Source organism: Streptomyces sp. NPDC002324, from assembly GCF_053593335.1.
Map to the genome: position 1 here is coordinate 38777 of NZ_JBSFCF010000035.1, position 21782 is coordinate 60558.

Genomic DNA, 21782 nt, shown 5'->3' on the forward strand with positions numbered 1-21782 from the left:
GGTACGAGATGTTCGAGTACGAACTCCAGCAGATCCGGTCCGCGGAGATGATCCGCGAGGCGGAGCACTACCGCCAGGTACGCGAGGCCCGCCGTGCCCGCCGCGAGGCCGCACACGACTCCAGGACGGCGGCGAGGTCCGCCTCCGGGGAGGGGGACACGGACGCCGAACGGCCGGTACTCGGAGAACGGATACGCCGGCTCCGCTTCCCGCGCGCCGCGTGAGCGGGCAGCAGCGCCGCGAGGGCGGGCACGCCGACGGGGGCGCTGCCACCGGGCGCGGGAGCCCGGAAGCCGGACGGGCGGCGGACGACCGCCGTCCGGCTCTCGGGACCCTGCGGATAATCGGTGCCGGAGGGTCCGAGGGTCGTGCGATGCTCGGCGATGTGGAGACCAGGTCCGTCAGTCCCGTGTTCGTCGGTCGCGCCGACGAACTGGAGGTGTTGCGCGAGGCATTGACCCGCGCCGGGGAAGGCGCCGCGCGCGGCGGTGAGCGGGGGAGACGGGGGCGAGGGGGGCGGGCCGCAAGCCCTGCTGCTCGGCGGTGAGGCCGGGGTGGGCAAGACCCGCCTGGTCGAGGAGTTCGCCGCCGAGGCCGCGCGCGGGGGCGCGGTCGTCGCGCCCGGCGGCTGCGTCGAGATCGGCGCCGACGGTCTGCCCTTCGCGCCCTTCTCCACCGCGCTGCGCGCCCTGCGCCGCCGGCTGCCCGACGAACTCGCCGCCGCGGCCGCCGGACAGGAGCAGGAACTGGCCCGGCTGCTGCCCGAGTTGGGCGAGACCTCGCGCACACGGCACGACGAGGAAGGCACCGCCCGCCTCTTCGAACTCACCGCCCGCCTCCTGGAACGACTCGCCGCCGACCGCACGATCGTGCTCGTCCTGGAGGACCTGCACTGGGCCGACGCCTCCACCCGGCACCTCCTCTCCTACCTCCTGCGCACCCTGCGCACCGGCCGCCTCGTCGTCCTCGCCACCTATCGCTCGGACGACATCCACCGACGCCACCCGCTGCGCCCGCTCCTCGCCGAACTCGACCGCCTCCGCACGGTTCGCCGCATCGAACTGCCCCGCTTCAACCGCGCCGAGGTCGGCCACCAGCTCGCCGGCATCCTCGCCGCCGAACCCGACCCGGACCGCGCCGACGAGATCTTCGAACGCTCCGACGGCAACGCCTTCTTCGTCGAGGAACTCGCCGTGGCCGCCCATGACGGCGGCTGCCCCGGCCTCACCGACACCCTGCGCGACCTGCTCCTCGTCCGCGTCGAACGCCTCCCCGAGGACGCGCAGCGGATCGTCCGCATCGTGGCCGAGGGCGGCTCCACCGTGGAGTACGCCCTGCTCGCGGCCGTCGCCCGGCTCCCCGAGGACGAACTCATCGAAGCCCTGCGGGCCGCCGTCGGCGCCAACATCCTGCTCGCCGCCCCCGGCGACGACGGCTACCGCTTCCGGCACTCCCTGGTCCGCGAGGCCGTCAGCGACGACCTGCTGCCCGGCGAACGCTCCCGCCTCAACCGCCACTACGCCGAGGCCCTGGAAGCCGACCCCGCGCTCGTCCCCGCCGACGGCCGCGCCACCCGCCTGGCCAGCTACTGGTACCACGCCCACGACGCCGCCAAGGCCCTGCCCGCCGTACTCGACGCCGCGGCCGAGGCCCGCTCCCGACACGCCCACGCCGAGCAACTGCGCCTGCTGGAACGGGCGATGGAGCTGTGGGATGCCGCCCCCGACACCGTACGGGCCACACTGCGCCCCGTCGACCACACCGAGGTCTACCCGCCCTGCGGCTGCGCCCCGGGCACCCACCCCCTGCGCTACCTCGACCTGATGGCCGAGGCCGCCGTCGCCGGACGGCTGTGCGGAGAGCGCGAGCGTGCCCTGAGGATCACCCGACGGGCACTCGACCGGCTGGCGGACACGGACAACCCCCTGCGCGCCGCCTGGTTCTGGGTGCAGCGCTCCATGCTGACCGAGGGCCTGGCCAGGGGCGACGGCTGGAAGGAACTGGCCACCGCCCAGGAACTGGTCCGCGGCCAGCCCCCGTCCGAGGTGCACGCCGAGGTCCTCTCCCGGGTCGCCTGCTGGTCCATGCTCCACGCCCCGGGACCCGAGGCGCTCTCCGACGCCCAGCGCGCTGTCGAGTACGCCCGCATGGTCGGCGCCGAAGACATCGAACTCAACGCCCGCCTCACCCTCGGCGGCCTGATGGCCGACGCCGGTCACGTCGAGACCGGCATCGACGAGATGAAGGCCGTCCTCCAGCGCTCGCTCGAACGCGGCCCCGCCGCCGTCGTGGGCCGCGCCCATGTGAACCTCCCGTCCTGTCTGGAAGGCGTCGGCCGCTCACAGGAGGCCGCGCACCTGCTGCGCTCCGGACTCGACGTCACCCGGCGCATGGGCCTGCGGGACTCCGAGGCATGGATCTGGGGCAACCTCTCCGAATCGCTGTTCTCCCTCGGCCAGTGGGACGAGGCCACGGAAGCCGCCGTGCAGGCCGGATGCGCCGGGAACAGCACCAAGAGCCGCGGCGGCAGTTCCCTCTCCCTCGCCGCCCTCGCCCTCGCCCGCGGCGACACCGCCGACGCACGGCGCCAACTGGCCGCCGCCCACACCTACTTCGGCACCCACAACCCCATGCCCCAGAACAACCTGCCGCTCTCCTGCCTCACCCTCGGCATCGCCGTCGCCGAGGGCCGCCTCCCGGACGCCCGCGCCGAACTGGCCCGCGTCCTCGACACCGGCTTCCCCGTCGGCACCCAGCGCTACGCCTGGCCCCTGCTGCTCACCGCCGCCACCGCCGAGGCCGATGCCCGTGCCCTGCCGGCCGCCGGACCCGGCCGCGCCGAGGCACTCGACCGGATCCTCACCGTGGTCAGGAAGCTCACCACCGGCGCACCGATCTGGCACGCCCACGACCACTGGGTCCGCGCCGAACTGCAGCGCGCCGAGGGCCTGACGGACCCCGACACCTGGTCCGACGTCGTCACCGCCTTCGAGCCCCTGGAGCGGCCCTACGACCTAGCCCGCGTCCGGCACCGGCTCGCCGAGGCGCTGCTGGCCCACGGCACGGACGACGAGGCCCGGCTCCGCGCGACGGAGCTGCTGCGGCTGGCCGCCGCCGTCGCCGACCACCTCGGCGCCCGCCCGCTCGCCGACGAGGTCGCCCTCCTCGCCCGCCGCGCCCGCCTCACCCTGAGCCGCGCCCCCGAACCGGCTCTCGCCCCCGCCGACCCCGTCGCCGCGCTCGGCCTCACCGGCCGTGAACACGACGTCCTGTGCCTGGTGGCCGTCGGCCGCACCAACCGCCAGATCGCCGAGGAACTCTTCATCTCCCCGAAGACGGCCAGCGTCCACGTCTCCAACATCCTCGCCAAGCTGGGCGTCTCGGGCCGTGGCGAGGCGGCGGCGGTGGCCCATCGAGTGGGGTTGTCCCCGGCGGGGTCCGGGGAACGGCTGGCAGCGGGATGATGGAAGAGAGGACCGCCGAGGCTCCGCTGTTCGACAGGGACCGACCGCCCGCCGCCTCGCGGCCCCCGGGGGAGGGAGCACCGTGTTCAACGCCTTCGAGGAACTCTTCGCACCTGGCCGCAAGCACACGCGTGACGAGCAGAACCGGCTGGCACTGACCCGCGAGGACGTCGGGGACAACGACCCCGGACGCGGACCGATAGACCTCGCGTCCGGGAAGGTCGTCGTACGGCAGCCCGAGCCGGTCGAGGAGGAGGCCGGGGCGGACCGGGAGGCAGAGGCGTAGGCGGCGGGTCACTTCACCTCCAGCTCCAGGATCTTGTCGTCGCCGTCCTCCGGGGAGCCCCGGCCGTCCGTCTCGCTGGTCACCAGCCACAGCCTGTCGCCGCCGGCGGAGACGACCGTGCGGAGGCGGCCGTGGTCGCCCTCCAGGAACGCCTGGGGGGCGGCGGCCGTCTTCGTGCCGTCGAGGGGGACGCGCCACAGCCGCTGGCCCTTCAGCCCCGCCATCCAGACCGAGCCCTCCGCTATGGCGATACCGCTCGGGGAGGCCTCGTCCGTACGCCACACGGCCACCGGGTCGACGTAACCGGACTTGCCGCCCTCGCCCTCCACCTCCGGCCAGCCGTAGTTCCCGCCGGGCTTGATCTGGTTCAGCTCGTCCCAGGTGTTCTGACCGAACTCCGAGGCCCACAGGCGCTGCTTGGCGTCCCACGCCAGGCCCTGGACGTTGCGGTGGCCGTACGAGTACACGACGGAGTCGTCGAAGGGGTTGCCCGGGGCCGGCCCGCCCTCCGGGGTCATGCGGAGGATCTTGCCGCCGAGGGAGTCCTTGTCCTGGGCCAGGGGGCCCTCGTACCGCTCGCCGGTGCTCGCGTACAGCATCTGGTCGGGGCCGAAGGCGAGACGGCCGCCGTTGTGGTTCGTGCCCTTGGGGATGCCGCGGAGGATGGTGTCGGGGGCGCCGAGCTGCTCGCCCGCCGGCTTCTCGGGGTCGTACAGCATCCGCACGATCCTGTTGTCGGACTCCGAGGTGAAGTACGCGTAGATCATGTGGTCCGAGGCGTACTCCGGGGAGACCGCGAGGCCCATGAGGCCGCCCTCCCCGGCCGGCGCCACGCCGGGGACCTCCCCGAGCACGGTCTTCTCGCCCGACTCCTCGTCGATCCTGCTGATCGTGGCCTCGTCACGGGAGGACACGAGGAGCCCGCCCTCGGGCAGGGGCGCGAGGCCCCAGGGGGTGTCGAGGTCCTCGGTGACGGTGCGCACCACCGTCACCGAGCCCTTGGCGGGGGGTGCCGTGTCCGCCGCCCGCTCGGGCGGAGGCGACTGGGCACCGGTGCTGCTCGGGGGTGAGCTGCCGGCCGTGTCCTTCTTCTCTCCGTCGTCGGAGGAGCAGCCGGTCGTCACCAGGAGCACGGCTGCGGCCAACGCGGCCGTCATCACTCGACGTTGCACCATCACGATCCCTTCGGCGTGGAGCCTCTACCTGTCTTACACCGCGAGTGCCCCACAGGTTCCGCCTCCGCCCGATCAAGCAGATATTTCGCACGCCGCGCCACACCACGCACCGCGGTGCACCGCCCGGCGCACCGGCCGCCGCATCCCCTCAGTCCCAGGATCCCCGGGCGGGCGGAAGGGCCGCCACCTCCGCCAGATCCGCGGCCGTGAGGCGCAGGGCGTGGGCGGCCGCGTTCTCCGCGGCCCACCGGGCCCGCTTGGTGCCCGGCACCGGCACCACGTGCGGGCCGAGGGACAGGATCCAGGCGAGGGCGACCTGGGCCGGGGTCACCTCCGCCCCGTGGCGGGCCGCGACGCGGCGCAGGCCGACGACCAGCGGCTGGTTCGCGGCCATCATGTCCGCGGTGAAACGGGGATGACGGGCGCGGAGGTCGTCGCGCTCGAAGCCCCCGCCGGGCGTCAGGGTGCCCGTGAGGAAACCGTTCCCCAGGGGCATGGCGGCGAGGAAGCCGATGCCACGGGCCACGCACCACGGAAGAAGGGACTCCAGCGCCTCCCGCGACCAGACCGACAGCTCCGCCTGCACGGCGCTCACCGGGAAGACCTGCTGGACCCGCCGGAGCTGGCGGAGCGTGGTGTCGTACACACCCGCGCCCGGCCCGCGCCCCGCCCGCGCACCCACCGCGCACAGACCCAACGCCCTGACCTTCCCGGCCTGCACGAGATCCGCCATCGCACCCCATGTCTCCTCCACGGGGACCTCGGGGTCCGCCCGGTGGAGCTGGTAGAGATCGATGACGTCGGTCTGGAGCCGGCGCAACGAGGCGTCGCAGGCACGTCTCACATAGCCGGGGCGTCCGTTGGCCACGATGTGCTGCTCACCCACCAGCAGGCCCACCTTGGTGGAGACGAACGCCTCCGCACGGCGTTCCTTCAGCACCCGGCCCACCAGCAGCTCGTTGGTGAAGGGGCCGTACATGTCGGCGGTGTCCAGGAGCGTGGTGCCGAGGTCGAGCGCCCGGTGCACCGTCCGCATCGACTCGTCGCCCCGTTGCCGCGACCCGGTGTACGCCCAGCTCATCGGCATGCACCCGAGTCCTACGGCCCCCACCTCGAGCGTCGCCGCGCCGATCGTCCTGCGCTCCACCTGGTCGTGACCCTCCCTCTCCCGAACCCCCAACCTAACCTCTGCCGTACCGGGTACCTGACATAGCCTCCGGAGCATGACTGCTGACGCGACTGGCGACCCGACCGCGGGCGTGACCGGCGAGGTGTGGCTCTCCATCCCGCCGGACGAGATCGAGGGGCTCCCCAAGGGTCCCCGCTACCTCTTCTGGGACGGGGGCGACGACGGCACGGAGCCGTTCCCGGGCGACCCCGCGGACTGCGTCCTGTACGTGGTGCCCTACATGAAGCGCCGTCCGAGGACCGTGAACCCGCTGGAGTCCATGCGTAATCTGCGGGTCGTCCAGACGCTCACGGCGGGCGTCGACGACGTCCTGGCCCGGATGTCCGTGCTCCCGCCCGGGGTCCAGCTCTGCAACGCGCGCGGGGTGCACGAGGCCAGTACGGCCGAACTCGCGCTCACCCTGACCCTCGCCTCGCTGCGCGGCGTCCCCGACTTCGTCCGTGACCAGCAACAGGAGCGCTGGCAGGGCGACTTCCGTCCCGCGCTCGCCGACAGGTCCGTCCTGATCGTCGGTTACGGCGCGATCGGCGCCGCCATCGAGGACCGGCTCGTGCCCTTCGAGGTGGCGCGGGTGGCGCGCGTCGCGCGCTCTGAGCGCACCACGGCGCGCGGACCGGTGCACTCGTTCACCGACCTGCCCTCCCTGCTGCCGACGGCGGATGTCGTGATCCTGTCCACTCCCCTCACGGAACAGACGAGAAAGCTGGTCAACGCCGACTTCCTGGCCCGGATGAAGGACGGGGCCCTCTTGGTGAATGTTGCCCGCGGAGGCGTCGTCGACACCAAGGCGCTGCTCGCGGAACTGGACGCCGGGCGCATCACCGCGGCCCTCGACGTCACCGACCCCGAGCCGCTGCCGCCCGGGCACCCGCTCTGGCGCGCGCCCGGGGTGCTCATCAGTCCGCACGTCGGCGGCCCCACGTCGGCCTTCCTGCCGCGTGCCAAAAGGTTGCTGGTGGACCAGTTGGGACGATTCGTGAACCGGGAGCCCCTGCGCAACGTGGTCTTTACGACGGGCGGGACGGACGTCGTGTAGTCCACTTCGGGCACCCTCCGCGTTCCTTCGGAAGCGGACCGTGCTCGTGTTGCCAGAGACGGTCACTGAGCGTAGAGGAACTATGTCCCTGAGTGACGAGACTGGTGTATCGTCCCGACAGGGGCTGCGCCGCGCACCGTTCGGCGCCGGGGACGAACTTGAGACAGCGAGGGGGGCGACGGGCGATGCACGGCCTATGGACGAACGATCCGACGCGGCGGAGCCGCCGACGACGGCCCTGGCGAGCTGCGACGCGGAGGCACCCGCACGGGAGCCACGGCGGCCACAGCGGTCAAGGTCATCACCGCGGGCACGGCAGCCGCAGAAAGCACACCCACCCCGCACGCCGGGACCAGCGGGGCAGGGGAGTGGCGCTCTCCGGGGAGACCCCGTGAGCCCCCGCCAGTCCTCCGCCACCACGCTGAGCCCCGCGCCGCGGACGGCCAAGCCGCTGCCCGGTCCGCTGCCCGGCGGGCGGGCGCCCGACCGCGGTGGCGCGAGCCTGCGGGCCCAGATCGCCCTCGCCCTGCTCTGCGCGGCCTACGCCGTCGGCGCCGCGTTCGGCTGGGGCAATGAGCAAGTCGCCCTCGTCATGGGCGACTTCGGGCTCAGCGCCGCCGCCGCGGCGGCCGCCGTCTCCTGCTTCCGCTACGCGCGCAGCCGCCGCAGCCGCTTTCGGCCCGCCTGGCTGCTGTTCGCCCTCTCCTCCGCCATGGCCGCCCTGGGCAACGGCGTCTGGGGATGGTACGAGGTCGTCCTGGAGCGGCCCGTGCCCGAGCCGAGCTACGCGGACCTGTTCTTCCTCTGCTTCGCGCCCCCCGCCATCGTCGGTCTGCTGGTGCTGGCCAAGAGGCCGGTGACCAAGGCCGGCTGGATCTGCCTCGCGCTCGACTCCTGGCTCATCGGCGGCTCCCTGGTCACCCTCTCCTGGAGCCTCGCGCTCGCGCAGAACGCCCAGCTCGACGACAGCGACACCGCGCACACCGCGCTCTCGCTGGCCTACCCGCTGCTCGACATCGCCCTGGTCAGCATGGTGCTCGCGCTGCACTTCCGCCGCTCGTCGATGCATCGCTCCGCGGTGAACACCGCGATCGGCGCCCTCGCGCTCACCGTGATGTGCGACGCCCTGTTCACCTCCCCCCTGCTGCACACCAGCTACGAATCGGGCCAGCTCCTCGACGCCGGCTGGTTCGCGGGCTCCGTGCTCCTCGCCTACGCCCCCTGGGCCGGCCAGCGCCACGGACAGGGGGACGAGGGCGGGCGCGCGGGCGTGGTGCACGAACACATCCCGGGCCAGCGCCCCGACGTGCACCCGGGCCTGCGTCACGACGTACATGCGGTTCACCGCCACGAGGTCCACCCGGGGCACCGGCACGACAGCCCGCAGGGAGGGCACGCGCACGCGCTCCTCCAGGGCGGAGGCCACGGTCGGTATCCGGCCACCCGCCCCATCGCCGGATCCCTGGCCGCGCTCACTCCCTACCTGGCCGCCGCCGTCTGCACGCTGGGCATCCTCTACAACGTCCTCAACGGCCGCCGCGTCGACCGCGTGGTGCTCATCACCGCCTGCACCGTCGTGCTCGCCCTCGTGGTGCGCCAGGGCATCATGCTCCTCGACAACATCACCCTCACCCAGGAACTGGCCCAGAAGGAGAACCACTTCCGCTCCCTGGTGCAGGGCTCCAGCGACGTCATCATGATCGCCGCGCCGAACGGCATCCTCCGCTACGTCAGCCCTGCCGCCGCCGGGGTCTACGGACGCCCCGCGGAGGACCTGGTCGGCAAGGAGCTGGCCTCGATCATCCACCCCGAGGACCTCGGCTGCGTCGTCCACGAGGTGCGCCGCTTCCTCGCCGCCAGCCCCGCCGAGGAGCCCACCACCCGCATCGAATGCCGCTTCAAGGCCGGCGTCGGGGGAGGCTGGCTGAACGTGGAGTCCACGGTCAACCGCCACCACGGCGGCCTCATCTTCAACAGCCGGGACGTCACCGAGCGCGTGCGGCTGCAGGCCCAGCTGCAGCACAACGCCGAGCACGACCCGCTCACCGACCTGCCCAACCGCGCCCTGTTCACCAAGCGCGTCCAGCAGGCGCTCTCCGGCCGCCGCTCCTCCGACCGCGGTGCCGCCCTGCGCAACACGGCGGTCCTCTTCATCGACCTCGACGGCTTCAAGGCCGTCAACGACACGATCGGTCACCAGGCCGGGGACGAACTGCTCGTCCAGGCCGCCCGCAGACTCCAGGACGCCGTGCGGCAGGGGGACACCGCCTCCCGCCTCGGCGGTGACGAGTTCGCCGCCCTGATCGTCGGGGACGGCACGCACGACCGCGTCGCCCGGGAACGGCACATCGTGGAGCTGGCGGACCGGCTCCGGATCGCCCTCTCGCAGCCGTACACCATCGACGGCAACGATGTCCGGGTCGCCGCCTCCATCGGCGTCTCCTTCGCCGAGCCCGGCCTCGGCGCGGGCGAGCTGCTGCGCAACGCCGACCTGGCCATGTACCGGGCCAAGGCGTCCGGCAAGGGCCGCGTCGAGCTGTACAAGCCACAGATGCAGCAGGACGTCGTCCGCAGGGCCGAGCTGGCCACCCGGCTGCGGGCCGCGCTGCACGACGGCGAGTTCATGCTGCTCAACCAGCCCGTCGTGGAGCTGGCGACCGGCCGGATCTCGTCGGTCGCGACCGCCGCCCGCTGGCGCTCGTCCCAGGGTGTGCTGTTCACGCCCGCCGAGTTCCTGCGGGTCTCCGAGGACAGCGAGAAGACCGCCGAGCTGGGCCGGTGGATGCTCGAACAGGCGATCGAGCAAGCCGCCGACCGCCTCACCAGCGGGCTGAACGTCCCGGTGTCCGTCCGGATGAGCGCCCGGCGTCTGCTGGACCGCTCACTGCCCCCGGGCTCGCTGGAGACGCTCCTCACCCGCCACGGGCTGCCCTCCGGCTCCCTGGTCGTCGAGCTGTCCGACACCGAGCTGAAGGGTCCGCCGGACGAGCTGGAGCGCCGGCTGAACCAGCTGCACCGCCTCGGCGTCAGAATCGCCCTGGACGGCCTCGGCAGTGGGCACGCGGCCATCACGGCCCTGCGCCGGCTCCCCGTCGACGTACTGAAGCTGGACCGCGGCCTCGTCGAGGGGATCGTGGAATCCACACGGCTGCAGAAGATCACTCGCGGGCTGCTGCGCATCGCCGACGACCTGGGGCTGCAGTCCGTCGCCGACGGGGTGGACCTGCCCGAGCAGGTTCTCGCCCTGCGCGCGATGGGCTGCACCCACGGTCAGGGCGCCGCGTTCTGCGGACCGCTGGACGAGTACCGCCTCCGCCGGGCCCTGTCCCTCGGCCACTTCCCGGTGCCCTCCGGACCGGCGGAACCCGCCTTCGCGGGCGGCACGAGAGAACAGGAGGGCCGCGTCGTGGCCTCGGCACCGACCCTGGCGCCCCAGGGGTGAAGGAGCAGTGACGGGTGCGGGGGTGTACACAAGTGGTGTCACCGCTGTCCACCACGGAGCCGGACGTGCCCGTCGCTCACATGTTGAGACTCCCGTCCCACCCGCTTGACACGCGGTGCGCGCCGGAGAGAGGGTCATTGCCATGCGCACCCGAATCCTCGTACTTGGAAAGCGCGTCGGCTGAAGCTGGGACCCACCGGACGACGATCCGGAATCCCCAGCGACCGTACCCGACGCGCTCCCCTCGCTTGCCCTGTGGCAAGGAGGGGTTTTTTGTTGCACGGGCACCGGTCGGCGTTAGCCGCACACCGCACGAACCTCGCAAAACACCCTCAGCATCGAGAAGAGAATGCCGATGACCGAGCAGGCCACCGGGGCCCACCATCCGCAGCCGCGGCCCCGATCCGGAGGACCGTCCACCCCCGTCGAGCACGTCACGGGTGCGCAGTCCCTCATCCGCTCTCTCGAGGAGGTCGGGGCCGACACGGTGTTCGGCATTCCCGGGGGCACCATCCTGCCGGCGTACGACCCCCTGATGGACTCCAAGCGGGTGCATCACGTGCTGGTCCGCCACGAGCAGGGCGCCGGGCACGCGGCCACCGGTTACGCGCAGGCCACCGGCAAGGTCGGGGTGTGCATGGCGACGTCCGGGCCGGGCGCCACGAACCTCGTCACCCCGATCGCGGACGCGCACATGGACTCCGTGCCGCTGGTCGCGATCACCGGGCAGGTCGCGTCGAAGGCGATCGGTACGGACGCCTTCCAGGAGGCGGACATCGTCGGCATCACCATGCCGATCACCAAGCACAGCTACCTGGTCACCAAGGCGGAGGACATCCCCCGGGCGATCGCGGAGGCGTTCCACATCGCCTCCACCGGCCGCCCGGGCCCGGTCCTGGTCGACATCCCCAAGGACATCCTCCAGGCGAAGACCACCTTCAGCTGGCCGCCGACCATGGACCTGCCCGGCTACCGCCCGGTGACCAAGCCGCACGCCAAGCAGATCCGCGAGGCCGCCAAGCTGATCACCGCCGCCAACCGGCCCGTCCTGTACGTCGGCGGCGGTGTCCTCAAGGCGCACGCGACGGCCGAGCTGAAGGTGCTGGCCGAGCTGACCGGCGCGCCCGTCACGACCACCCTGATGGCGCTCGGCGCGTTCCCCGACAGCCACCCGCAGCACCTGGGCATGCCCGGGATGCACGGCTCCGTGGCCGCCGTCACCGCGCTGCAGAAGGCCGACCTGATCGTCGCCCTCGGCGCCCGCTTCGACGACCGGGTCACCGGCAAGCTGGACAGCTTCGCGCCGTTCGCGAAGATCGTCCACGCGGACATCGACCCGGCCGAGATCGGCAAGAACCGCGCCGCCGACGTCCCGATCGTGGGTGACGCCCGCGAGGTCATCGCCGACCTGATCCAGGCGGTGCAGAAGGAGCACAGCGAGAGCGGACCGGACCAGGCCGCGGGCCCCCGCTACGCGGCCTGGTGGAAGGACCTCAACCGCTGGCGCGAGACCTACCCGCTCGGCTACGACCAGCCGGGCGACGGCTCGCTCTCCCCGCAGCACGTCATCGAGCGCATCGGACAGCTCGCCCCCGAGGGCACGATCTTCACGGCGGGCGTCGGCCAGCACCAGATGTGGGCCGCCCACTTCATCCAGTACGAGAAGCCCGCCACCTGGCTGAACTCCGGCGGCGCCGGAACGATGGGGTACGCGGTCCCGGCAGCCATGGGTGCCAAGGCCGGAGCCCCGGCCAACACCGTCTGGGCGATCGACGGCGACGGCTGCTTCCAGATGACCAACCAGGAACTCACCACCTGCGCCCTGAACAACATCCCGATCAAGGTCGCCATCATCAACAACGGCGCCCTCGGGATGGTCCGCCAGTGGCAGACCCTGTTCTACAACCAGCGCTACTCCAACACCGTCCTGCACAGCGGCCCGGACGACGTCAACCCCAACGCCCGCGGCACCCGCGTCCCCGACTTCGTGAAGCTGTCGGAGGCCATGGGCTGCTACGCGATCCGCTGCGAGTCCCCGGACGACCTCGACAAGGTCATCGAGGAGGCGAACTCGATCAACGACCGTCCGGTCGTCGTCGACTTCGTCGTGCACGAGGACGCGATGGTGTGGCCGATGGTCGCCGCCGGCACCTCGAACGACACCATCATGGCCGCCCGGGACGTCCGCCCCGACTTCGGCGACAACGAAGACGACTGAGCGAGAGAGACCGAACCAGACATGTCCAAGCACACGCTCTCCGTCCTGGTGGAGAACACCCCCGGCATCCTGGCCCGGATCGCCGCGCTGTTCTCCCGTCGCGGCTTCAACATCGACTCGCTCGCGGTCGGTGTCACCGAGCACCCCGAGATCTCCCGCATCACCATCGTGGTGACGGTGGTCGAGGAACTGCCCCTGGAGCAGGTGACGAAGCAGCTCAACAAGCTCGTCAACGTCCTGAAGATCGTCGAGCTGGAACCGGGCTCCGCCGTTCAGCGGGAACTCGTTCTGGTGAAGGTGCGCGCCGACAACGAGACGCGCTCGCAGATCGTCGAGATCGTCCAGCTGTTCCGCGCCAAGACCGTCGACGTCTCCCCGGAGGCCGTCACCATCGAGGCCACCGGGTCCAGCGACAAGCTGACCGCCATGCTCAAGATGCTGGAGCCGTTCGGCATCAAGGAACTGGTCCAGTCCGGCACGATCGCGATCGGCCGCGGCTCCCGTTCGATCACGGACCGCTCGCTGCGCGCCCTGGACCGTTCGGCCTGACACGCGACACGGGCGGCCGACGACGCGCGGCCGCCCGTATGCCGAGACCCGCGGACTTTCATCCCGCCCGCCGTCATACGGTGGGACGCAACACCTGCACTCAAGGAGAGAACCCAAAGTGGCCGAGCTGTTCTACGACGCCGACGCCGACCTGTCCATCATCCAGGGCCGCAAGGTCGCGGTCATCGGTTACGGCAGCCAGGGCCACGCCCACGCGCTGTCCCTGCGCGACTCGGGTGCGGACGTCCGCGTCGGTCTGCACGAGGGCTCCAAGTCCAAGGCGAAGGCCGAGGAGCAGGGCCTGCGCGTGGTGACTCCGGCGGAGGCCGCCGCCGAGGCCGACGTCATCATGATCCTCGTCCCGGACCCGATCCAGGCCCAGGTCTACGAGGACCACATCAAGGACAACCTGAACGACGGCGACGCGCTGTTCTTCGGCCACGGCCTGAACATCCGCTTCGGCTTCATCAAGCCCCCGGCCGGCGTCGACGTCTGCATGGTCGCCCCCAAGGGCCCCGGCCACCTCGTCCGCCGCCAGTACGAGGAGGGCCGCGGCGTTCCGTGTATCGCCGCCGTCGAGCAGGACGCGACCGGCAACGCCTTCGCGCTGGCGCTGTCGTACGCCAAGGGCATCGGTGGCACCCGCGCGGGTGTCATCAAGACGACCTTCACCGAGGAGACCGAGACCGACCTGTTCGGTGAGCAGGCCGTTCTCTGCGGTGGTACGGCCGCCCTGGTCAAGGCCGGTTTCGAGACGCTGACCGAGGCCGGCTACCAGCCCGAGATCGCGTACTTCGAGTGCCTGCACGAGCTGAAGCTGATCGTCGACCTCATGTACGAGGGCGGCCTGGAGAAGATGCGCTGGTCGATCTCCGAGACCGCCGAGTGGGGCGACTACGTCACCGGCCCCCGGATCATCACGGACGCCACCAAGGCCGAGATGAAGAAGGTCCTCGCCGAGATCCAGGACGGCACCTTCGCCCAGCAGTGGATGGACGAGTACCACGGCGGTCTGAAGAAGTACAACGAGTACAAGACCCAGGACTCCGAGCACCTGCTGGAGACCACGGGCAAGGAGCTGCGCAAGCTCATGAGCTGGGTCAACGACGAAGAGGCGTGATCCGAGGGGCCGGTCACGGCGGGGTTCACCCGGCGCCGTGACCGGCCTCGCTCTCACGTCCGGGTGACCTTTCCGCGGTGACGTGGGACGACGCCCCCGGCGCCACTACACTGCTGCACTACATACGCGTCAGGCCCACAGCGTCGTGCGTCTTCCACGCGGCCAAGCGACACCGGGGGAATCCCGGCTGTCACTCCCCTCCACCGCCTGCGGCCGTCGGGACGGCCGTCCGCAGCATTGGACTTGTGAGGACTCACGTGAGCTCGAAACCAGTCGTACTGATCGCTGAAGAGCTGTCGCCCGCCACCGTCGACGCGTTGGGCCCGGACTTCGAGATCCGGAACGTCAACGGAGCGGACCGAGCCGAACTGCTCCCGGCCATCGCCGACGTCGACGCCATCCTGATCCGCTCGGCCACCAAGGTCGACGCCGAGGCGATCGCCGCCGCGAAGAAGCTGAGGGTCGTCGCGCGCGCCGGCGTCGGCCTGGACAACGTGGACGTCTCCGCCGCCACCAAGGCCGGCGTGATGGTCGTCAACGCCCCCACCTCGAACATCGTGACCGCCGCCGAGCTGGCCTGCGGTCTGCTCCTCGCCACCGCCCGCCACATCCCGCAGGCGAACACGGCGCTGAAGAACGGCGAGTGGAAGCGCAGCAAGTACACGGGCGTGGAGCTGGCCGAGAAGACCCTCGGCGTCGTCGGCCTCGGCCGCATCGGCGCCCTGGTGGCCCAGCGCATGTCCGCCTTCGGGATGAAGGTCGTCGCCTACGACCCCTACGTGCAGCCCGCGCGGGCCGCGCAGATGGGTGTCAAGGTCCTGTCGCTGGACGAGCTGCTGGAGGTCTCCGACTTCATCACCGTCCACCTGCCGAAGACCCCCGAGACGGTCGGCCTGATCGGCGCCGAGGCGCTGCAGAAGGTCAAGCCCTCGGTGCGCATCGTCAACGCCGCGCGCGGCGGGATCGTCGACGAGGCCGCGCTGTACTCGGCGCTCAAGGAGGGCCGCGTCGCCGGCGCGGGCCTCGACGTGTACGCCAAGGAGCCCTGCACCGACTCGCCGCTGTTCGAGCTGGACGAGGTCGTCTGCACCCCGCACCTCGGTGCCTCCACCGACGAGGCGCAGGAGAAGGCCGGCATCGCGGTGGCGCGGTCCGTGCGGCTCGCCCTCGCCGGTGAGCTGGTCCCGGACGCGGTGAACGTGCAGGGCGGTGTCATCGCCGAGGACGTCAAGCCGGGCCTTCCGCTGGCCGAGAAGCTCGGCCGGATCTTCACCGCGCTGGCCGGTGAGGTCGCGGTCCGCCTCGACGTCGAGGTGTACGGCGAGATCACCCAGCACGACGTGAAGGTGCTGGAGCTGTCCGCGCTCAAGGGTGTCTTCGAGGACGTCGTCGACGAGACGGTGTCGTACGTCAACGCTCCGCTGTTCGCGCAGGAGCGTGGCGTCGAGGTACGGCTGACCACCAGCTCCGAGTCGCCCGACCACCGCAACGTCGTCACCGTGCGCGGCACGCTCGGCAGCGGTGAGGAGGTGTCGGTGTCCGGCACGCTCGCCGGGCCGAAGCACCACCAGAAGATCGTGGCGGTCGGTGAGTACGACGTGGACCTCGCGCTGGCCGACCACATGGTCGTCCTCAGCTACGTCGACCGGCCCGGTGTCGTCGGCACCGTGGGTCGCGTCTTCGGCGAGGCCGGGATCAACATCGCCGGTATGCAGGTCGCCCGGTCCGCGGCGGGCGGGGAGGCGCTGGCGGTGCTGACGGTGGACGACACCGTTCCCCCGGTGGTGCTCGCCGAGGTCGCCGAGGAGATCGGCGCGACGTCGGCGCGGTCGGTCAACCTGGTCTGAGGTTCGTTCCGCCCGGGAGGCGGGGTCCGGTCACCTGGGGTGGCCCGGGCCCCGCCTCCTTTCGGTGCGTGGTCGGGTGCGGGCGCGTGGGGTTTCTCGCGCAGTCCCCGCGCCCCTGAAAGCACCAGGCCCCTGCGCGACCAGCCCCCACCGGCCCCGCACCGGGCATTCCCTCCGGAGATGAGGGACGTGCCAGGATGGCGGCGTGGCTCAGAGCATCGTGTACGCGCCGTTCGTCGGGCGGGACTCCGAGATGGCCCGGCTGAGGGACGTGCTGGACCGGGCCGCGGCCGGGGAGCCCCGGGCCGTGCTGGTCGCGGGGGACGCGGGGGTCGGCAAGAGCCGGACCCTCGCGGAGGCCGCGGCGTACGCGACGCGCAACGGCACCGTCGTGTTCACCGGCCACTGCGTGGACCTCGGCGACGTCGGACTGCCCTATCTGCCGTTCACCGAGATTCTCGGTGCCCTGGCCGCGGACGAGCGGTTCGCGCCGCTCCTCCAGGCGCACCCGGCGACCGGCCGTCTCCTCGGCGGCGGAGCCGACGGCGGCGACCGGCTCCAGCTCTTCGAGGGCATCGCCGCCCTGCTGACGGACCTCGCCGAGACGACCCCCGCCCTGCTCGTGCTGGAGGACCTGCACTGGGCCGACCAGTCCTCACGGGACCTGCTGCGTTTCCTGCTCAGCCGGGGCGTCCTCCAGCGCCCCACCCCGGGCGTGGCGCCCCACCGCCTCGCCGTCTTCGCCTCCTACCGCGCCGACGACCTGCACCGCCGCCACCCGCTGCGCCCGCTGCTCGCCGAGCTGGTGCGGCTGCCCGCCGTGGAGCGGCTGGAGTTGCGGCCGATGCCGGACAAGGAGGTCGCGCGGCTGGTGCGTTCGCTGCGTGCCGAGCCGCTGTCCGAGGCCACGGTCGGCCGGATCGTCGAGCGGGCCGAGGGCAACGCCTTCTACGCGGAGGAACTGCTGGCCGCGACGGCGGACGAGCCGGGGGCGGTCCTGCCGAGCGGGCTGGCCGACCTCCTGCTGATCCGGATCGAGCAACTGCCCGGCGCCGCCCAGCAGGTGCTGCGCACGGCGGCCGTGGCGGGCCGCCGGGTCGGGCACGACCTGCTGCGGGAGGCCCTCCAACTCCCCGACGACGAGCTGGAGTCGGCGCTGCGGGAGGCGGTCGGCCGGCAACTGTTGCTGCCGGGTGAGGGATCGACGTACGAGTTCCGGCACGCCCTCACCCGGGAGGCGGTCTACACGGATCTGCTGCCGGGCGAACGGGTGCGCCTGCACGGGGTGTTCGCGAAACTGCTGGCCCGCCGGGGCCGGCCGGGGGAGAGCGCCGAACGGGCGCACCACTCGCGCGAGAGCCATGACCTCGCCGACGCGCTGGCCGCCTCCGTCGAGGCCGCCGATCACGCGCACGGCATCGGGGCGCCCGCCGAGGAGCTGCGGCATCTGGAGGCCGCCCTCGATCTGTGGTCGTCCGTGGAGTGCGGGGTCCTGCCCCGGGACCTCGACACGGTCACCCTCACCCTGCGCGCCTCGTCCGCCGCCGCGCGCGCCGGGGAGAACCACCGTGCCGTCTCCCTCTCCCGCTCGGCGCTCGCCGGAGCCGGCCCGGACGCCGGCTCCGAACTGGCCGCCCGGGTGCGCTACACCCTCGCCGGTGACCTGATGCGCGTGGACAACCTGGAGGCCGCGTTCCGGTACAGCAGCGAGGCGCTGGCGATGATCCCCGCCGAGCCCCCGTCCCGTACCTGGGTGTGGGCGGCGGCCACGCATGTGATGGCGGCGCGGTACGTGGGGGAGGACGAGGAGGCCGGGCGGGTCGCGGAGGCGGCGCTGGGCGTCGCCGGGCGGCTCGGACTGGCCGACGCCGAGGCCGACCTGGTCATCTCCGTCGTCGGCCTCGACCCCCGGAGCAACCGGCGTACCCGGGCGGGCCGTGCGCGGCTGAAGGACGCCCGTGAGCTGGCCGGGCGGGCGGGGAACGTCCCGGTGGAGATGCGCGCCCTGTTCAACCTCGCCGTCGGCTGTTTCGAATCCGGCGACCTCGACGAATGCCTCGACTGGCTCTCCGAGGGGCTGGGGCGGGCGGGTCGCACCGGGATGCTCTCCTCCCCGTACCCGGTGGAGATGCGTTATCTCCACTCCCTGTGCCTCTACACGCTGGGCCGCTGGGACGAGTGTGTCCGTTCGGCGGCCGAGGCCGACCGGCTCCCCGTGGCGGGCGGCTACGCGGTCGGGCCCGCCCTGTACGTGCGCCTCGCGCGCGGCGACGAGGGTGCCGCGGAGCGGGCGCGGGCGCTCCTGGACGGGCCGCCCGACTTCATGACCTGCCTCGTCGCGGGCATCGTCCTCACCGAGGCGGCCCTCCTGCGGCACGCCCCCGAGGCCGCGGTCGCCCAGTACCGTTCGAGCGTCGCGACGCTCACCGAGCTGGCCGGGGTCCGGCCCGACGCGACGGTCCGGCTGGCGGCGCTCACCCTCGGGGCGATCGCGGACGCGGCGGCGCGGCGGCGGTCGGCCGGCGACGAGGAGGGCGTACGCCACTGGACGGCCACCGGCGATGAGCTGGTGCGGGCCGCACGGATCACCGCCGCCGAGGGGGAGGACGGGGGCCGGCAGGGGCCGGAGGGGCTGGCGTGGCTCAGCCGGGCCGAGGCGGAGTGGACGCGGGTGCGGACCGGGCCCGATGTCGAGGCATGGCGCGCGGTGGTGGACGCGTTCGCGTTCGGTGATCCGTACGAGCGGGCGCGGTGCCGGCTGCGGCTGGCGGAGGCGTTGGCGGAAGCGGGCGAGCGGGAGGAGGCCGGGGCCGAGGCGCGGGCGGCGGGGGAGAGCGCCGACCGGCTGGGGGCCGTGGCGTTGCGCGCCGACCTGGACGCGCTGGTCCGTCGGGCACGGCTGGCACAGGCCCCGGCGGCCGGGGCCGTACCCGCGCTCACCGCACGGGAGGGCGATGTCCTGCGGCTGCTCGCGCTCGGGCGCACCAACCGGCAGATCGGCGACGAACTGTTCATCACCGGGAAGACGGCGAGTGTGCACGTGTCCAACATCCTGGCCAAGCTGGGCGCGGCCAGCCGTACGGAGGCGGTGGCCATCGCGTATCGGGACGGGTTGATCACGACGGGTTGATCACGACGGGGTGACGGAGACCGGGGGAGGACGCTCCGCCGACCGGACCGGAGGTCAGAGCCGCGCCCCCTTGAGCGCCATGTGCAGCAGCAGCCGGTCCTCGCCGTCCGTCAGACGCAGGCCGGTGAGCTGTTCGACGCGGGAGAGCCGGTAGTAGAGGGTCTGGCGGTGGATGCCCAGCTCGGCCGCGGTGCGGCCCGCCTGGCCCGCCCGGTCGAGGAACACCTCGGCGGTGTGGGCGAGTTCGCGGTGGGCCGGGGTGAGGAGGAGGCGGACACAGGGGTCCTGCGGGGTCCCGGGAGGGAGCGCGGTGAGCAGCCGGTAGGGGCCGATGGAGTGCCACTCGGCGACCGGGCCGAGACGCGGCTCCGCCAGCGCCGCCCGCGCCGCCGCGGAGGCCTCCCGCCAGTCGGTGCCCAGCTCGGCGAGGCCCGCACGGGCGCCCGAGACCCCCGCCGCCGCGTGCGCGCCCGCGCGCTCCAGGAGCCGGGCGGCGGCCGAGAGCGCCGGCGCCGCTACGTCCGCCGAGCGCAACCGCACCAGCAGGGCCAGGCCCCGGCCCGCCGTGCCCCACGGCACCGTGCACAGCGCGGTCGCCCCCGGCACCGTACGGAAGGACGGGGCGTCGTCGGGGTCGGCGGACGGCCAGGGGGCCACGCACACCATCGCGTGGACACCGTCGCCGCGCGGGCCGAGAGCCGTGCGCAGCTCCGCCACCGCCATGTCGCGCTCCCAGTCGCGCCCGGCGGTCAGGACCGCGCGCAGCTCCCGGGTGAGGTCGGCGCCCGCCTGGGCCTCGTCCGCGAGGAGGGCGCCGATGCGGGCGGCGACCGCCATCGCGGCGGCGAGCTGGGCGTCGGTCGGGCCCGGATCGCCGTCCAGGAGCCAGACGTAGCCGAGCACGACACCGCGATGGCGTACGGGCAGGCAGACGCGGCCCCGGAGCACCCCCGCCGCCGGAGTCGGCGGGATACGGACCGGGGCCGTCGCCCGGGTGATGCCGAAGCCCTCGAACCACTCCCGCACCGCCGTCGTCGAGCGGCGGGTCAGGATCGAGCGGGTGCGGACCGGGTCCAGGTCGGACGGATCGAGGTCGCCCTCACTGTCGTACGCGCCGAAGGCGATCAGCTCGAAGTCGCGGTTCTCCAGCGTCGCCGGGGCGCCGAGCAGCTCGGAGATCTCGTCGACGAGGTCCTGGTAGTCGCCCACGGGGTGGGGCGATGCGGGTTCCGGCGTCACGCGGGCATTCTCCCGTACCGATAGGTCTTCATACACTTGTCTGAGATCTGCGGCACGGATGCGTGACAGCTGTCGATGGCCGACGATCGGCGGGATCCTTAGGTTTCACGGTGGTTCTGTCTGCTGGTCTGTGGAGGTGCCCCGTGCTGGGTCCCGTGATTCTCGCCGCGTCGCGCAGCGGCCGGATACGACGCCTGATCTCGGCGGCGCCGGTGACCAGGCAGGTCGTCGACCGCTTCATCCCCGGGGAGCGGGTCGACGACATCGTCCCGGTCGTCCGGGACCTCACCGCCAAGGGCCTCGACGTGACCCTGGACGTCGTCGGCGAGGACATCACCCGTCCGGAGCAGGCCGCCGCCGCCCGCGACGCCTATCTGGAGCTGATCGACCGGCTGAAGGAGCTGGAGCTCGGCGAGCGCGCCGAGATGTCCGTCAAGCTCTCCCTCTTCGGCCAGGCCCTCCCGGGCGGCCACGAGCTGGCCCTCGCAGGCATCCGGCCGGTCGTCGAGGCCGCCGCCGCGATCGGGACGACGGTCACGCTCGACGCCGAGGACCACACCACCCTCGACTCGATGTTCGCCATCCACGACGAGCTGCGGCGGGACTTCCCGCAGACCGGCTGCGTCATCCAGGCCTACCTCTTCCGCACCGAGACCGACGCCCGCCGCCTCGCCGCGAACGGCAGCCGGGTGCGGCTGGTGAAGGGCGCGTACAAGGAGCCCGCCGAGGTCGCCTTCCAGCACAAGGCCGAGATCGACAAGGCGTACGTACGCGTCCTGAAGATCCTCCTGGAGGGGGAGGGGTACCCGATGATCGGGTCGCACGACCCGCGCCTCATCTCCATCACCCAGGAACTCGCCCACCGCGCCGGACGCAAACCGGACGAGTACGAGTTCCAGATGCTCTACGGCATCCGCGGCGACGAGCACCTGCGGCTCGCCGCCGAGGGGCACCGCATGCGCGTCTACACCGCGTACGGCACCGACTGGTACGGCTACTTCATGCGCCGCCTCGCGGAGAAGCCGGCGAACCTGCGCTTCTTCGTCCGCTCGATGATCAGCAAGGGCTGAGCCGACACCGCCCGTTC

General features: G+C 72.5%; 12 protein-coding genes and 2 pseudogenes. 11 read left to right on the forward strand and 3 right to left on the reverse strand.

The genetic code is table 11. The features are described 5' to 3' along the window. Positions 1 to 8 precede the first annotated feature (8 nt). From ACWCRJ_RS34055 to ACWCRJ_RS34065, 3 genes and pseudogenes are all read left to right on the forward strand, one after another. Positions 9 to 224, forward strand: coding sequence for a hypothetical protein (locus tag ACWCRJ_RS34055; protein ID WP_450942917.1), 216 nt, complete (start codon positions 9 to 11; stop codon positions 222 to 224). 149 nt (positions 225 to 373) lie between these two features. Next, a pseudogene (locus tag ACWCRJ_RS34060) lies at positions 374 to 3464 on the forward strand (helix-turn-helix transcriptional regulator). A gap of 82 nt (positions 3465 to 3546) precedes the next feature. After that, positions 3547 to 3750, forward strand: coding sequence for a DUF6191 domain-containing protein (locus tag ACWCRJ_RS34065; protein ID WP_450942918.1), 204 nt, complete (start codon positions 3547 to 3549; stop codon positions 3748 to 3750). A gap of 8 nt (positions 3751 to 3758) precedes the next feature. On the opposite strand, the gene ACWCRJ_RS34070 is transcribed toward ACWCRJ_RS34065, so the two are convergent. Continuing rightward, complete coding sequence (locus ACWCRJ_RS34070) at positions 3759 to 4907, reverse strand: PQQ-dependent sugar dehydrogenase (RefSeq protein WP_450942919.1); 1149 nt, start codon at positions 4905 to 4907, stop codon at positions 3759 to 3761. Between the two features lie 166 nt (positions 4908 to 5073). Further along, positions 5074 to 6072, reverse strand: coding sequence for an aldo/keto reductase (locus ACWCRJ_RS34075; RefSeq protein ID WP_450942920.1), 999 nt, complete (start codon positions 6070 to 6072; stop codon positions 5074 to 5076). Between the two features lie 76 nt (positions 6073 to 6148). Between ACWCRJ_RS34075 and ACWCRJ_RS34080 the strand changes: the two genes are divergently transcribed. The 7 genes and pseudogenes from ACWCRJ_RS34080 to ACWCRJ_RS34110 all read left to right on the forward strand — a co-directional run bounded on the left by ACWCRJ_RS34080 (position 6149) and on the right by ACWCRJ_RS34110 (position 19456). Beyond that, positions 6149 to 7150 (forward strand): 2-hydroxyacid dehydrogenase, encoded by a 1002-nt coding sequence (locus ACWCRJ_RS34080; RefSeq protein ID WP_450942921.1) that lies wholly within the window; start codon positions 6149 to 6151, stop codon positions 7148 to 7150. Between the two features lie 391 nt (positions 7151 to 7541). Then, positions 7542 to 10701, forward strand: a pseudogene (locus tag ACWCRJ_RS34085) (putative bifunctional diguanylate cyclase/phosphodiesterase). Positions 10702 to 10947: 246 nt separating this feature from the next. Further along, positions 10948 to 12810 carry an acetolactate synthase large subunit gene (locus ACWCRJ_RS34090; protein WP_450942922.1) on the forward strand — a complete coding sequence of 621 codons (1863 nt, stop codon included), beginning with the start codon at positions 10948 to 10950 and terminating at the stop codon, positions 12808 to 12810. A gap of 21 nt (positions 12811 to 12831) precedes the next feature. Next, complete coding sequence (ilvN, locus tag ACWCRJ_RS34095) at positions 12832 to 13359, forward strand: acetolactate synthase small subunit (RefSeq protein ID WP_005479969.1); 528 nt, start codon at positions 12832 to 12834, stop codon at positions 13357 to 13359. A 118-nt stretch (positions 13360 to 13477) separates the two neighbouring features. Continuing rightward, on the forward strand, positions 13478 to 14479 hold the full coding sequence (gene ilvC / locus ACWCRJ_RS34100; RefSeq protein WP_045562452.1) for a ketol-acid reductoisomerase: 1002 nt from the start codon (positions 13478 to 13480) through the stop codon (positions 14477 to 14479). 257 nt (positions 14480 to 14736) lie between these two features. Then, a complete protein-coding gene (gene serA, locus ACWCRJ_RS34105) occupies positions 14737 to 16326 on the forward strand; it encodes a phosphoglycerate dehydrogenase (protein ID WP_450942923.1) in 1590 nt (529 codons plus the stop codon). Between the two features lie 205 nt (positions 16327 to 16531). Then, complete coding sequence (locus tag ACWCRJ_RS34110; RefSeq protein ID WP_450942924.1) at positions 16532 to 19456, forward strand: helix-turn-helix transcriptional regulator; 2925 nt, start codon at positions 16532 to 16534, stop codon at positions 19454 to 19456. A gap of 54 nt (positions 19457 to 19510) precedes the next feature. Here ACWCRJ_RS34110 and ACWCRJ_RS34115 read toward each other — a convergent pair whose 3' ends face one another. After that, positions 19511 to 20695 (reverse strand): PucR family transcriptional regulator, encoded by a 1185-nt coding sequence (locus tag ACWCRJ_RS34115; RefSeq protein ID WP_450942925.1) that lies wholly within the window; start codon positions 20693 to 20695, stop codon positions 19511 to 19513. A gap of 143 nt (positions 20696 to 20838) precedes the next feature. Here ACWCRJ_RS34115 and ACWCRJ_RS34120 point away from each other — a divergent pair, with 143 nt between their 5' ends. Continuing rightward, complete coding sequence (locus ACWCRJ_RS34120) at positions 20839 to 21765, forward strand: proline dehydrogenase family protein (protein WP_450942926.1); 927 nt, start codon at positions 20839 to 20841, stop codon at positions 21763 to 21765. Positions 21766 to 21782: the final 17 nt, after the last annotated feature.

What these genes read in the sequence shown, in the direction of transcription:
- ACWCRJ_RS34080 (WP_450942921.1), top strand. Translation starts at nt 6,149, where the DNA reads ATGACTGCTGACGCGACTGGCGACCCGACCGCGGGCGTGACCGGCGAG.
- ilvN (WP_005479969.1), top strand. Translation starts at nt 12,832, where the DNA reads ATGTCCAAGCACACGCTCTCCGTCCTGGTGGAGAACACCCCCGGCATC.
- ACWCRJ_RS34055 (WP_450942917.1), top strand. Translation starts at nt 9, where the DNA reads ATGTTCGAGTACGAACTCCAGCAGATCCGGTCCGCGGAGATGATCCGC.
- ACWCRJ_RS34090 (WP_450942922.1), top strand. Translation starts at nt 10,948, where the DNA reads ATGACCGAGCAGGCCACCGGGGCCCACCATCCGCAGCCGCGGCCCCGA.
- ACWCRJ_RS34070 (WP_450942919.1), bottom strand. Translation starts at nt 4,907, where the DNA reads ATGACGGCCGCGTTGGCCGCAGCCGTGCTCCTGGTGACGACCGGCTGC.